The sequence below is a fragment of the Shouchella sp. JSM 1781072 genome, from assembly GCF_041949915.1.
In the GTDB taxonomy this organism is placed as follows: Bacteria; Bacillota; Bacilli; order Bacillales; family Bacillaceae_D; genus Shouchella.
Map to the genome: position 1 here is coordinate 57,416 of NZ_JBHFQE010000003.1, position 13,686 is coordinate 71,101.

Below are 13,686 nucleotides of genomic sequence, written 5' to 3' on the forward strand. Positions count from 1 at the left end.
AAGGAGTTTTTCACAATTAACGAGTTGCAGCCTCAGCGTTTACAAGACCACTACCAAATTGATTTGTGTTGCCTAAGCTTGTTGCTGTGTTTTTAAGGTGGTTACGGATTTGAACATTCGACCAAGAAGGGTTCTTTTGTTTCACTAGTGCAGCAACACCCGAAACGTGAGGTGTAGCCATAGACGTGCCGTTAAAGCTTGAGTAGCCGTTACCAGGAACTGTACTTTGAACGCCTACACCAGGAGCAACAATATCAAGCCCTGCGCCGTATTGTGAGAAGCTTGCACGGTTATTGTTTTGATCCGTCGCCCCTACTGCCATTGCATTCGCATAACGAGCTGGGAATCCAACATTTGCTGCACCAGAGTTACCAGAAGCAGCAACGACTAATACGCCACTTGCTGTAGCTTGGTTAACCGCTTGTTCCATCGTTGCACTACCAGAGCTACTACCTAAGCTCATGTTGGCAACATGCATGCCGTTATTTGCAGCCCACTGTAACCCTTGAGCAATTCCACTAATTGAACCTGAACCATTTGCTCCTAATACTTTAACCCCGTATAAATCAACGTTTGGTGCCACGCCAAGTACACCAATTGAGTTGTTTAACGCAGCAATCGTACCAGCCACATGTGTCCCGTGGCCATTTCCATCGCTAATGTTTGGTTCTCCTGGAACAAAGCTTGCTCCACCGCGGATTCTTAAATCAGAGTGATTTGAAATCCCCGTATCCAATACAGCTACTCGAACGCCTGTACCAGTGAAACCTCGACTTTGTGCTACGGGAGCTTGTACACGATTAATGCCCCAAGGCACCGTCTGCATTGTTGTCATTTCCGCATCTTCTTCAATATAAGAGATGGAAGGATCGAGTTCTAATGCATCCACGTCGTTAGGATCGAGTTCAACAGATAAAACAGGGATAAAATCAAATTCATGAAGGAGATCAATTTCTACATCTTCTGATTGTGCAGAGATGGAAACCTCATCGCCGTCAATTTGATCAACAAATTGTGACATCGCTTCTTCTTCGTTGAAGCCAATGAGGTATTTTTCCTTTGCTTCTTCTGCCGCTTGAGCGATAGATGAACTAAATGCTACAGATATGATTAGAGCTGTTCCGGCTACAATTTTCCCCATTTTCTTATTCAATTCGTTTTCCCTCCTCAAAATGTTCCAACCTGCGCAGCTGGTACTCTAAAATTAGCAAACATCTGAACGCTTTTGTATTGGGAAACCAAATTCTTCATTGGGAAAATTCTGTTAATTCATTGTTAACATTTCCTTAGAAATTGCGATTAAAACAGATAACGATTGTCAATAATGACTAAGAAAGGAGGCGTTTTCATGGAATCACTTACTCCATTTAAAGGAGATCAAAAACATAGTAAACCCCTTATTAATAAGCGATTATCTCGTCATATCCTCACATATAGTCACTGGTATGAACAATCAACCATTGAGAAAGCTAAAGCTGATCTACGAGATTCCATTTAAGGAATAAACTTTCCAATTTAACGAAAAAGAGACCAAGCGCGGTCTCTTTTTCTCTTTACTGTTTATATGCTGACAATGCCGCACTATGCTTTTCATGCATAAATGTTTTCACGTGCCATCCCGTTTCATTTTCCGTTTGATTAAGAACGTGGGTATGCTCATTTACATATGCAAATGCTTTACTTTCATTAAACGGAATAAAGAGTTCTTCTTGTATGAAGTGCTGAAAGACTCGGGTTTGAATCGTTTCAATTAATTCATTTATTCCCGTACCTTCTTTAGCCGATATAAACCGTTCATCTGTTTTCGTTGCCCCGCCTGTATGAGTAGTACGATCAATTTTGTTAAAGACGGTAACAGACGGTTGATCAATCTCAAGTTCTTTTAATGTGTTTTCTGTTGTTTTCATCATTTCCTTATAAGAATCACTCGAATAATCAACAACGTGAAGAAGTAAATCTGCTTCTCTCGCTTCCTCTAACGTTGAGCGAAACGCTTTAACTAAATGAGTGGGTAATTTGGAAACAAAACCGACTGTATCAGCAAGTAAGAACGGTAAATTTTTCTTATATTCAACACGTCGTACAGATGTATCGAGTGTAGCAAACAGCATATCTTTCTCAAATACATGCTTGTCATTTTTGTCCGATACGATCGCATTTAACAATGAGGATTTTCCAGCATTCGTGTAGCCTACTAGTGCTACAACAGGAATGCCTTCATTTTTACGCTTTTGCCGTTGCGTCTGTCGACGATCAACAATCATTTCAAGATCTTTCTCTAACGCGCTTATGCGACTTTCAATCTTTCTTCGATCAAGTTCAAGCTTTGTTTCACCAGCTCCACGGTTTGCTAAGCCCGATCCACTTCCCCCTTGCCTACTTAATGATGCGCGCATGCCTACAAGTCGAGGCAACAAATATTTAAGTCGTGCGATTTCAACTTGAAGCTGTGCCTCATTCGTTTTCGCACGCTCGCCAAATATATCTAATATGAGCATTGTTCGATCATAAACCGTCACTTCAAGCTCTTTCTCTAAGTTTCGAATTTGCGAAGGCGAAAGCTCATCATTAAAAATGACTAAGTTTACGTCACATGTCTCGACTAACCTTGAGAGTTCATTGACTTTCCCACTCCCAATATACGTCGTTTGATTGGGTGTACGAAGTTTCTGCGACAATGAAGCAACCGGGTTTAAATCGAGCGCTTTCGCCAAATTCTCAAGCTCTTCCATTCCATATTGAAAATGTTCGTCTTCTTGCCGTTCTACACCAACGACAATGATATCTTGGATCGTTCTTGTATGTGTTTCAATCATAAGTGTTAAAAGACCTCCATCATTTTGTGATACACAAAAAACGCACACGCCTCAGCCTGTGGATAAACGAAGGACATTTAACTACCATCGTCTACAGGTGATGCATCTTGCATTTAATCATTCTTTCTTGAGATCAGAACATGAATCATTTGAACGATCCCTCCTTTAATCTGAATAAACGTATCGTAACACTAGAAAGAGAATAATGGAAATCTCGGTTGCCTAGTCGCTCAGTACTTGTTCCGATTGAGACTCGTTTTTGCTTAGGCTCTTTAGTATTAGATGATTAATGATGCTAGGATATTCATGGTGAACCCAATGCGTCGCATCCCCAATATAAATAAGTTCTCCTTGTGTACAACGTTTCAAGCTTTCTTTCGCTAGCGTTTTTGAAAGGAATGGGTCATCCAGCCCCCAAAGGATTGTCGTCGGCACATCGATGTTAAAGTCAAGCGCCTTCCATCCGTGGCGAAAATCAATTCGTACTGCTCGATACCAATTTAACATCGCTTTGATCGCCCCTGGCTGTAACCAAGCTGTTCGGTAATGCTCCAAGTCCTCTTTGTCAAACGCACCATGACGACCTGTCCACTTTAACCCTTTCGCCATGTACGTAAAAGCATCTGTCTTCAATACTTTCTCTGGCAAATACGGCAATTGGAAAAATACCATATACAAACTTCGAACAAACTGAGTCGGATTTTTCACCATTCCTTTTGGCATATCAGCAGGATGAGGAATATTTACTGGAATGAGTTTTTTCACACGATTTGGTCTTGTAGCTGCTAAATGCCAAGCAACCGCACCGCCCCAGTCATGCCCAATAACAATCGCTTGCTCTCTGTTAAAAAAGTCAATCATCGCTTCACAGTCATCTCGCAATTCATCAAGTGTATACGATTCAATCGTCTGAGGTTTATCGCTTTCGTTATAGCCTCTTTGGTCGGGTACAACAACATAATAACCATTCTTGGCAAGCTCAGTTATTTGATGTCTAAATCCATACCAAAACTCTGGAAATCCGTGTAACATTAAGACAAGTTCTCCATCTTTAGGTCCCGCACAAACAGCATGAAAGTGATAACCGTTTGCTTCGATCATACGATGTTCAAGCCGCACCTTACACCACATCCTTTTCTTCATTATTCATCTCTACCCGAATTAGAAGCGCATTATGCTCACCCGTTTCATTATTTTGAAATTTTTCTTGACGGATCATGGCTCTTCACATATACTATTTTTAACAATCACATACATTCCTTCAAAGGGGAGTAGCTGCAAGTTTCTATAACTTGAACCAAAGTCGTCATTACGTGGAGAACTTCCACCGGCTTTGTTTGGCATGATATACATAATGTCTAGCAAGACCTTTGCCTCGTTCGTACAAGGCAGGGGTCTTTTTGTATTCATAAATTGACTCGTTTTGTCGAACCTAAGGGGTGCAAACTAAGAGAGGCGTGTTGACTATGGATGCAGCTTTATTATTAGAATACAGCTGGGTATTACTTGTTCTTATTGCTTTAGAAGGGATTCTTGCCGCAGATAATGCACTTGTTTTAGCTATTATGGTGAAACATTTACCCGACAAGGAACGTAAAAAAGCCCTGTTTTACGGGTTAGCTGGTGCATTCGTTTTCCGATTAGCTTCGTTATTTGTCATTTCATTCTTAGTGGATGTTTGGCAAGTTCAAGCACTCGGTGCCGCATACTTATTATTTATTGCGTTAAATCATTTGTTCCGAAAACATGTCGTCAAAAAACAAGAGCAAGCCGCTGGAATCACGAAAGTAAAAAAAGGCAGTGGGTTCTGGACAACAGTATTTAAAGTAGAGATTGCCGACATTGCCTTCGCAGTCGACTCAATCTTAGCTGCTGTCGCGCTTGCAACTGCACTAACACCTACAGGACTTGGAACCGTAGGAAGTATGGACGTTGGGCAGTTTGTCGTTGTTTTCTTAGGCGGATTTATCGGCCTTCTAATCATGCGTTTTGCTGCTTCAAAATTTGTGGTGCTTTTACAAAAACGACCTGGGCTTGAAACAGCGGCTTTCATTATTGTTGGCTGGGTAGGTGTAAAACTCGCTGTGCAAGTCCTGGCTCACGATGCGATAGGTGTTATTCCGCATGAATTTCCACACTCGACAGGTTGGAAACTATTCTTCTACAGTGTACTTGTCTTAATCGTGCTTGGTGGATGGTTCCTATCTAAGAAACCGAGCGAGGGAGAAGAAGCGAAAACGGAAATCGAAAAACGAGCAGAAAATAAAGTCGAAGGATAATTAATATGTTTGAAGCATGGTTTACCTACCATGCTTTTTTTCATGTAAAAAGAATTGAATAATCTGTCAATGTATGGTTCACTAAAAGAGAACCACTAGGGGCGTCTTTTGACTGAGAAAAGCTTAGCTTTGACCCTTTGAACCTGATCTGGTTAATACCAGCGTAGGGAAGTGGAGCTGCAGCACTATTTGCTGGCACTCCTTTAGGGTCCTCCCTTTGTGAACAAAAAGGAGGTTATTTTTATGAGTTTTAGTAACGAATTAAGACAGAAAGCAAACCCCGTATTTGAAGCGATTCTTCAGCACCCATTTGTTCAAGGCATCGGGAAAGGTACGCTCGAACCTGAAGCTTTAATCCACTACGTCAAACAAGACTTTGAGTACTTAAACACGTTTATGCAAATTTATGGATTAGCGATTAACAAAAGCACATCAAGAGACGATATTGCCATGTTTAATGAGCAAATTTCGTTTATTCTCCACAGCGAAATTCACCCGCATAATAATTTCTGCCAAGTTGCAGGGGTTGCTTATGAAGACTTGCACCACGAGCCATTAGCACCAACTGCACATCATTATACAAGGCATATGCTTGATGTTGCTCAAACGGGGTCATTAGCAGACGTTTTAGCTGTGCTACTCCCCTGCCCTTGGACTTATCAAGTGATTGGCGATTATTTATACGAAACCTTCAAGCCCGAAGAGGATCATCCGTTTTACGATTGGATTTCCTTTTACCGTTCCGGCGGTGAGATGAGCGTTACAGCCATTTTTTGTAATCGTCTTGATGAACTTGCGCAGGAAGCAACCGCAGCTCAAAAACAAGACATGCTTGATCATTTCTTGAAAAGCTGCCAATTAGAATACGCCTTTTGGGAAATGGCGTATACAAAAGAATCATGGCCTGTGTCGCTTGAGGCTGTTACATGACACACGTATGGTATGCGAGCTACGGCTCGAACATGCTTGAAGAACGTTTTCTTTGTTATATACAAGGCGGACGGCCTGATGGCTCATCAAAAGTAGAGAGAGGGGCTCGCGATCGTACCCCTCCTCTTTGCTCCACTCCGTTTCGGTTACCCTATGATCTTTATTTTGCAAAAGAGCAAACAAAATGGGGATTTGGAGGGGTGGCTTTTATTCGGAATGAAATCAAACCGCATACACATACTTTTTCGAAAGCCTATCTTATTACAACCGAGCAATTTATTGATGTTGTGAAACAAGAAAATCAGCTCGATTTTCTTTCAATCGATTTTGACGAATTGTACAAAAAAGGTTCACTCACCTTAGAAGACGGATGGTACAACAAACTAGTCGTAGCTGGCTTTATGAACGATCTACCGGTTTTAACATTTACCTCCGACCAGGATTGGCCGCAATGTCAAGAAACCAAGCCTGCTTCAGCATATGAACAAACTCTTCTAAAAGGATTACTTCAGCTAGATGTAACAAAAGAAGAGGCAACCTCGTATTTAACATCTCATTATCCACAATGAAGAGACCGGTCTCGGCATAAGCCGGACCGGTCTCTTCTAACGATTAATATTCAGACCCATTATCTGTTTGTTTCGCTAACACTTCCAGAACGGCTTGATAAACAGCGCCCTGGTACTCGTTCCCGGCATTCGCATCAAGCTTTACACCAAAATTAAGGTCAATGTACTGTCCCTCATCAAGCTGCCAAAATTCATTATCCGTTCCTGATTGCGCCCCGTCTCCTAAGAAGAGCTCACCAGTGTTTTGGTCGTAATCACTTTCATCCACTAATGCAACTAACACTTCAACATCATCGGAACCTGCGTTAGATGCAGCTGAAAACGTTTGAACTTCATTTGTGACGCCATTAAAAAGTTGATCCAAACGGTACTGGGCATCTTCATAGACATCTCTTCCTGGAGCAACAGTATATTTGAGCGCAATATAGCCGACTTTGTAAGCGTCAATCGGCACTTCTAAATTGACGTTGTGTGCATAAGTCGCTTGCAAGTGTGTATCAAGGGTTCCTGTATTTTCAACAGACAACCAATCCCCAAAGATGAGCTGAGATGGCGCAAAGTTTGACGCTTCGACAATCGATCCATTGATGTCTTCACCATTGTTTAATTCTAAGGTTCCCCCTTGAATTTCGCCAGTTGCTTCCACTGAATCCGTGAACCAGGCAAATGAGCCTGTTGATGTCGCTGTAAAAACTAACGCTCCTGCAAATGCGGTACCTAGTAATGAGAGTTTAAGTGCTTTCTTTTTCATAAAGTTGCTCCTCCTCAGGTTTCTTATGTTTTCTTTGCGTAAATTCCATGATGGTTATAATGAGAAAAATGACTAAAGGAATAAAAACAACATAGCGCATATCAACATTATTTTGAATTGACTCGGAGATCAGCCCGATTTTCGGTATCGTGAAGCGGTGAACACCTACAATTTGTTCATCAACAATGGGGAGTCGATCTTCAATAGAGTTATTATCTCCCTTCGTTGTATAGAAGGTTTTCCCGTCTTCTCTTGCTTCACCAACAATTCGATGTGTAAACAAACGGCGTTCTGGCGTCATATACGTGACGACATCCCCATTTCTTACGTCTTCATTTTGTTCAATAATAATCACGTCGCCGGCATGAAACGTTGGCTCCATACTATTGGACAGAACGGTGAAAGAAGTGTAGCCAAATAGTTCGATTCCTGCGCCTTCTTCGCCATTACTTTGTATAAAAACGAGCAACACAACGAAGAACAGAAATGAAAAGATTGTCATAAGTACTAAGCGGATACTCGTCCAGATTTTTTTCGCCATATGTTACACCCTTAGTAAGAAGGGGAGACGCTCTCCCCCACATATTCTTTTATGATGCTGGAATTGACGCGACGACAGGTTGACCAATTGGCAGGTCCGCAATTGCCTGTTCAGACACATACGTTCCAAATGGGACACGGTACACTTCAGATGAATCATCTTTATTTGTGAAGACCATATAGCCGCCATATAATCCTTGTCTCGCAATTTTTGGTGCCACTAAGAAACTATTGCTCGTCACGGTTTCACCTGCTGGAACAGTAATCGACGTATTTGTCTGCAGCGTCATCCCACTTGCTCCTGCTGGTAGCGTTCCGTTCACTGCTTCAAATTGAGTTTGAACCGTAAATGATTTTGCTTCTTCACCTGTATTTGAAATACGAAGGCTTTGAAGTTCACGAATGTTTCCTGTTGCCGTGCTCACTGGCCCAAAGCTTAGTGCGCCTGTACGGTCAGGGATAATCGTTAGTAAGCTATCTTCCACATGTAAAGCGTCCATCGTTGATTGGAACATCATTGTTGAATCGATCGCTGCTTGTGGATCTACACGTCCAGCACCTACCTCAAAGACATTGTAATCATTCGTCAATGGTACAGATGTGTTCATCAGTTTGGTTTTCACTTCTGCTGGCGTTAACGCTTCATTTGCTTGAAGCATAAGCGCTGCAATCCCTGCTACGTGAGGGGAAGACATCGATGTACCTGAAGCTCTTCCGTAAGAAAATTCATAATCGCCAATAAACTCAGGTCCTGCCATGTAGCTTGGAACGGTTGACAATACATCTACACCAGGCGCTACCACTTCTGGTTTGATGGCGGCTGTATAATTCACAGGGCCTCTTGAACTAAAATCAGCCAGTGTGTCGCCAATCGTCGTGAAAGCACTCATGTCACCAAACGTTACCGTAGCGTCTTCGTCAAGTAAATCAACAATCGCTCTACCTTGTTCATACGTGAGTGAGAAACCTGGAATATAGCCACGGCTCGCCCCAACGTAAACAGGATTATGGCCTGCACCTGGAAGATTGTTATAAATAATAACACCAGCGGCGCCAGCATCTTTCGCATTCGCAATTTTATCAACAAATGCAAGGTCTCCTCTAGCAACGATTGCTACTTTCCCTTCCACATCAACATCTGCAAACTCTTGCACGCGTCCCAATCCAGCTTCAACAAGTTCGAACGTTTCTCCAGTAAATTCTTCAAGAGGAGTTTCGAATGATTCCGAAATCACACGCAAGTCTCCAGCCAACGTTTGATCCGCTACATTATATTCGCTTGTAAATTCAGGCACGTCAATTGGCACATTACTCGCACCTACAGAAATAGGCAAAGCGGCAGAACCAGGGGCTCCAATCGTATATAATCCATCTCTTCCACTATTCCCTGCTGACGTGACCACCGTTACGCCTGCTAGCACCGCATTATTTGTTGCGATTCCTGTTGGCGCAATCGGATTATTCGTTGCGCTTCCTAACGAAAGATTAATGACATCCATACCATCTTCAACAGAGCGCTCAATTCCAGCAATAACCCCAGACGTTGCGCCAGAACCATAAGGTCCAAGTACGCGATAAGCATAAAGGTCTGCATCAGGTGCTACTCCCGTGACTGCATATTCTGAATCGTTCTCACCGGTCCCATTCGTTGTTCCGCTAACGTGTGTGCCATGATTCGTGTAATAAGGACGACCACCATTAAACTCAGGCAAGTCTGATGCTAACCAGTCATCATACGTTGCTTCCATTGGGTCGTCATCATCATCGATAAAGTCATACCCACCTTTGTAGACATCTTTCAAATCTGGATGATTGTAGTCAACACCTGTATCAAGTACACCGATCTTGATACCTTCTCCTGTTAACCCGTCAATATGTAAATCATTTACTCCTAAAAAAGGAATGCTATCTACCATTGTCGCGTCGACTGGCTCATCATATTCTTTTGATTCAACTGGATGGATCAGTTCTACTTCTTCATCATTGTAAATCGCTTTTATTTCTTCATATTGCAGCAACTCTTCCACTTTGTTTGCTGGTAACGTTAGCGCTGCACCATTAAATATTGTCGTATAAGTAAAATTTACAGTGTAATCGATTTGCTCTTGTTCTTGTTCAGAAAAAACATCGCCCAAAATCCCTGCAAATGCTTCTTGTGACTGCTCAACGTTCTCTTGTGCCTCTTCTTCTGATAACGCTTCGCCTTCCTCTTCAGCTAACGCTAACGCCACTTGTTCTGACAACTCTTCTAATTCGACAATAATCGAAACTTCTTCATCGCTATCAAGATCGATTGAATCAGGTAAAAGAAGCTTACCATCGAGATCTTCCTCAGCTTTTACTTGCAAAGACGGCAAAGTAAAAGAACTAGCAACCATACAAAAAGACAGTGCAACAACAGACAATGTCTTTGTACAGTTTAATTGTGTCGTTTTTTTCAAATGCGGTCACCCTTTCAAACGATTATTGTCTTGCTTAATCGAATTATATCGAAAATGCAGAAAACAACAATTATTATTTCAATTCTTTTACTTATTTGCCAAATCAATTTCAGCGCATGACGAAAGTCTGAAATAATCGACAATTACACCGATAAATTACACATTATTTCAACATTTCGGTATTTCCCAATATCGATTATCCAAACCTTGACTTAAAAAAAACCATTCTATATACTCACTTTTTGTAGAACGTATTTCCCTAAAATACTGGGAATAAAAGTAAGGTACTTAGTCCTACTTAACCATCTCAAATATTGGGGATTGTATCCGTCGTTCATTGTGATAGACTTGTTCTTTTAGATTACTTGAAAAGAGGGAAGATCGTGGCACAACAACAAAAGACAGGCTTCTTCTCGCGCACGTTTAATCGAATGTTAAACGGTGTGGAATGGCTTGGTAATAAATTGCCTCACCCAGTTACGTTGTTTGCGATTTTAGCTGTTCTCGTTATTATTGCGTCAGCTATTTTTTCAGCATTAGATGTAACCGTTGATGATCCTACTCAGCCTGGAGAAACCTTACAAGTTGAAAACTTGTTAAGCGCTGAAGGAATTCAATACTTATTTACAAGCATGGTTGATAACTTTATTAACTTTGCTCCATTAGGCGTCGTGCTTGCAACAATGATTGGGATTGGTGTAGCAGAGCGAAGCGGATTAATTGGAGCGGCCCTTCGAGGGATCGTTACATCCGTGCCAAAGCGACTTGTAACAGCAGCCTTGATCTTTGCTGGTGTTCTATCTAGTATGGCCGTTGATGCAGGGTATGTGATTTTACCACCACTCGGAGCGTTAATTTTCTTATCACTCGGACGTCACCCGCTCGCTGGTATTGCCGCAGCATTTGCAGGGGTATCTGCTGGTTTCGGGGCGAATATATTTGTCACGTCACTCGACCCATTACTTGGCTCACTTACAATGGAAGCCGCAGCTACGGTTGACCCAGAGTACGCAAGTGGCTTAAATTATTTAATGAACTATTACATCATGGTCGCTTCTGTTTTCTTACTAACGATTGTCGGAACATTTGTTACAGAGAAGATCGTTGAGCCACGATTAGGAACGTTTAAAGGAAAAGCAGAAGCAGGCGAAGAAATTACGTACCTTTCTAAAGTGGAGAAAAAAGGATTGGTGTATGCCGCCTTAACAATTGTCGGACTAATTGCGCTAGCATTGCTACTCGTTGTTCCTGAATGGGGACCGTTACGTGGAGATGGCGATAGTCCAATACTAAATTCACCGTTTATGGACTCACTTGTTGCGATTCTTTTATTCATTTTCCTTATCCCAGGAATTGTTTATGGCATTGTCACAAAAGAAATTCGAAACGATAAAGATGCTGCTAAACAAATGTCCGACACAATGGCTTCAATGGGCATGTTCATCGTACTTGCCTTTACAGCAGGACAGTTTGTTGCTTATTTTGAAGAAACGAACATTGGGCTTGTCTTAGGTGCTTTTGGAGCAGAATTGCTCGAATCGTTACAAGTCGGTGGGATACCACTTATTCTTGGCTTTATGCTTGTTTGCGCAGTCATTAACCTCTTTGTCGGTAGTGCTTCTGCAAAATGGGCGATTATGGCACCGGTATTCGTACCACTGATGATGGACTTCGGCTTCTCACCTGCTACCACACAGGCAGCATATCGAATTGCGGATTCAACAACGAATATCATTACACCGACGATGACGTATTTTGCCATGGTCATCGCATTCGCTCAAAAGTATGATAAGAAAATTGGAATTGGTACACTCGTTTCAATGATGCTCCCATACACAATCTTCTTCTCGATTACATGGACCCTCATGTTTATAATTTGGATTCTACTCGGGATTGATTTGGGGCCTGGTGCACCAATTTATTATGAACCTTAAACATTTGAACAAAACGACTGGAGTTAGGAGATTGATCCTAGCTCCAGTTTTTTATGTGTATATATTAAGGAAAAAAACCGTCTAGAACTGTCAGGAAATCTCTCAACATACTTTTACGATTTACTTAAAAGGTACAATTTCTTTATACATGGTTTACAAAAATCGATTATACTAGACTTGTTTCCTCTTTTTACTAGTTTATCGTTAATTGACCGGCAATTATTTTCAAAAATTTAGCACATTTTTTGCTGACATGAGATTGCTCAATCAATTGGTATTAAACGGTTTTTCACTTTATTCGTTTACAGCACTACATGAAAGCGGTAAAAACGGTTATTGACGGTTTTCTAAACTATATCTACAATAATCGAGGAAGCTACATTTTCAACCAAACTTTAGGGGGATCTACAATTGAAAAAAAAGGTGTTCGGTTCAACGTTTGTAGCAGTAACAGCTCTTATGCTTGCAGCATGTGGTGGAGACAGTGATGACAATGGTGGCGGAGATGAAGCAGGGAATTCAAATGATCCAACGGATGTATTGAATGTACAGTTTGTCCCTTCTCAAAATGCAGAAACACTTGAAGCAACAGCTGCACCGCTGGAAGATTTGCTGTCTGAGCAACTAGACGGTATTGACGTAAATGTATCTGTTTCAACAGACTACTCAAGTGTTATTACAGCTCTAAGCTCAGGTACAGTAGATGTAGGATTTTTGCCTCCAAATGCGTACGTAACAGCGAAAGAAGAAGGGTTTGCTGAAGTCATTCTTCAATCTTTACGATATGGCGTAAATGAAGAAGACGGTTCACCGACTGATGAACTAGTCGATGGGTACAAAGCACAATTTCTTGTAAGAGAAGATTCTGATATTGAAACAATTGAAGATGTTGAAGGAGCAACTGTAGCCTTCCAAAACAGAACCTCATCTGCTGGTTATGTTTGGCCAGCCGCAGCATTACTAGATGCAGGCATTGATCCGGAATCAGATGTAAATGGAATTGAGCGCCAAGGACATGACCAAGCCATTTTAAGCTTACTTGATGAGTCTGTAGATGTAGCCGTAACGTTCCAAGACGCACGTAATACAGTCGCAAATGACTTCCCTGACATTTGGGAAACGACACGCGTCATTGCTACAACGGAAATGATTCCTAATGACACAATTTCTGTCCGTTCAGACATGTCTGAAGAGTATCAGGAAAAATTGCAAGAAGCATTCATAGCCATTGGTGAATCAGAAGTAGGTCGTCAGATCATTTTTGATGTATATTCTCACGAAGGCTATACAGAATCTGAAGATAGTAATTTTGATATTGTCCGCGAATACGCTGACCGTATTGAAGAATAACATATATACGCTCATAGAGCCCGTTCATCCTATATGTACGGGCTATCTCATTCACAAAAACTACTTATATTCACAC

Annotated in this window: 12 protein-coding genes and 2 riboswitches; of the genes, 6 read left to right on the forward strand and 6 right to left on the reverse strand. The window is 41.6% G+C overall.

Annotation, left to right across the window (positions count from 1 at the left end; genetic code table 11):
* Nucleotides 1-16: 16 nt before the first annotated feature.
* The gene (locus ACE1TH_RS14200) at nucleotides 17-1,153 is read right to left on the reverse strand and encodes a S8 family peptidase (protein ID WP_099303613.1); all 1,137 of its coding nucleotides are present in this window, start codon (nucleotides 1,151-1,153) and stop codon (nucleotides 17-19) included.
* A gap of 195 nt (nucleotides 1,154-1,348) precedes the next feature.
* Between ACE1TH_RS14200 and ACE1TH_RS14205 the strand changes: the two genes are divergently transcribed.
* Entirely contained in the window at nucleotides 1,349-1,498 is a 150-nt protein-coding gene (locus tag ACE1TH_RS14205) for a hypothetical protein (RefSeq protein ID WP_176554402.1), read from the forward strand.
* Between the two features lie 55 nt (nucleotides 1,499-1,553).
* Here the strand turns inward: ACE1TH_RS14205 and hflX are convergent, their stop codons facing one another.
* Together hflX and ACE1TH_RS14215 are read right to left on the reverse strand one after the other, a co-directional pair.
* On the reverse strand, nucleotides 1,554-2,816 hold the full coding sequence (gene hflX / locus ACE1TH_RS14210) for a GTPase HflX (protein WP_255223876.1): 1,263 nt from the start codon (nucleotides 2,814-2,816) through the stop codon (nucleotides 1,554-1,556).
* 222 nt (nucleotides 2,817-3,038) lie between these two features.
* Nucleotides 3,039-3,935: an alpha/beta fold hydrolase gene (locus ACE1TH_RS14215; protein ID WP_306345954.1), complete on the reverse strand. Its 897-nt coding sequence runs from the start codon at nucleotides 3,933-3,935 to the stop codon at nucleotides 3,039-3,041.
* A gap of 135 nt (nucleotides 3,936-4,070) precedes the next feature.
* Nucleotides 4,071-4,244, forward strand: a riboswitch (yybP-ykoY riboswitch).
* 38 nt (nucleotides 4,245-4,282) lie between these two features.
* On the opposite strand from ACE1TH_RS14215, the gene ACE1TH_RS14220 reads away from it, so the two are divergent.
* From ACE1TH_RS14220 to ACE1TH_RS14230, 3 genes are all read left to right on the forward strand, one after another.
* Nucleotides 4,283-5,095 carry a TerC family protein gene (locus ACE1TH_RS14220; RefSeq protein WP_375079318.1) on the forward strand — a complete coding sequence of 271 codons (813 nt, stop codon included), beginning with the start codon at nucleotides 4,283-4,285 and terminating at the stop codon, nucleotides 5,093-5,095.
* Between the two features lie 87 nt (nucleotides 5,096-5,182).
* A riboswitch (TPP riboswitch) is annotated at nucleotides 5,183-5,282 on the forward strand.
* A gap of 56 nt (nucleotides 5,283-5,338) precedes the next feature.
* Entirely contained in the window at nucleotides 5,339-6,025 is a 687-nt protein-coding gene (gene tenA, locus ACE1TH_RS14225) for a thiaminase II (protein ID WP_099303619.1), read from the forward strand.
* Nucleotides 6,022-6,594: a hypothetical protein gene (locus tag ACE1TH_RS14230; RefSeq protein WP_375079319.1), complete on the forward strand. Its 573-nt coding sequence runs from the start codon at nucleotides 6,022-6,024 to the stop codon at nucleotides 6,592-6,594. The genes tenA and ACE1TH_RS14230 overlap by 4 nt, the downstream gene beginning before the upstream one ends.
* A 43-nt stretch (nucleotides 6,595-6,637) precedes the next feature.
* On the opposite strand, the gene ACE1TH_RS14235 is transcribed toward ACE1TH_RS14230, so the two are convergent.
* From ACE1TH_RS14235 to ACE1TH_RS14245, 3 genes are read right to left on the reverse strand one after another with little or no spacing between them, the layout of a single operon-like run.
* The gene (locus tag ACE1TH_RS14235) at nucleotides 6,638-7,345 is read right to left on the reverse strand and encodes a TasA family protein (RefSeq protein ID WP_099303623.1); all 708 of its coding nucleotides are present in this window, start codon (nucleotides 7,343-7,345) and stop codon (nucleotides 6,638-6,640) included.
* Nucleotides 7,326-7,886, reverse strand: coding sequence for a signal peptidase I (locus ACE1TH_RS14240; protein ID WP_375079320.1), 561 nt, complete (start codon nucleotides 7,884-7,886; stop codon nucleotides 7,326-7,328). The genes ACE1TH_RS14235 and ACE1TH_RS14240 overlap by 20 nt, the downstream gene beginning before the upstream one ends.
* Nucleotides 7,887-7,935: 49 nt before the next feature.
* The gene (locus ACE1TH_RS14245; protein ID WP_255223878.1) at nucleotides 7,936-10,326 is read right to left on the reverse strand and encodes a S8 family serine peptidase; all 2,391 of its coding nucleotides are present in this window, start codon (nucleotides 10,324-10,326) and stop codon (nucleotides 7,936-7,938) included.
* Nucleotides 10,327-10,757: 431 nt separating this feature from the next.
* Here ACE1TH_RS14245 and ACE1TH_RS14250 point away from each other — a divergent pair, with 431 nt between their 5' ends.
* Complete coding sequence (locus ACE1TH_RS14250) at nucleotides 10,758-12,260, forward strand: AbgT family transporter (RefSeq protein ID WP_375079663.1); 1,503 nt, start codon at nucleotides 10,758-10,760, stop codon at nucleotides 12,258-12,260.
* Nucleotides 12,261-12,671: 411 nt separating this feature from the next.
* Nucleotides 12,672-13,610 (forward strand): phosphate/phosphite/phosphonate ABC transporter substrate-binding protein, encoded by a 939-nt coding sequence (locus tag ACE1TH_RS14255; RefSeq protein WP_099303629.1) that lies wholly within the window; start codon nucleotides 12,672-12,674, stop codon nucleotides 13,608-13,610.
* Nucleotides 13,611-13,686 lie beyond the last annotated feature (76 nt).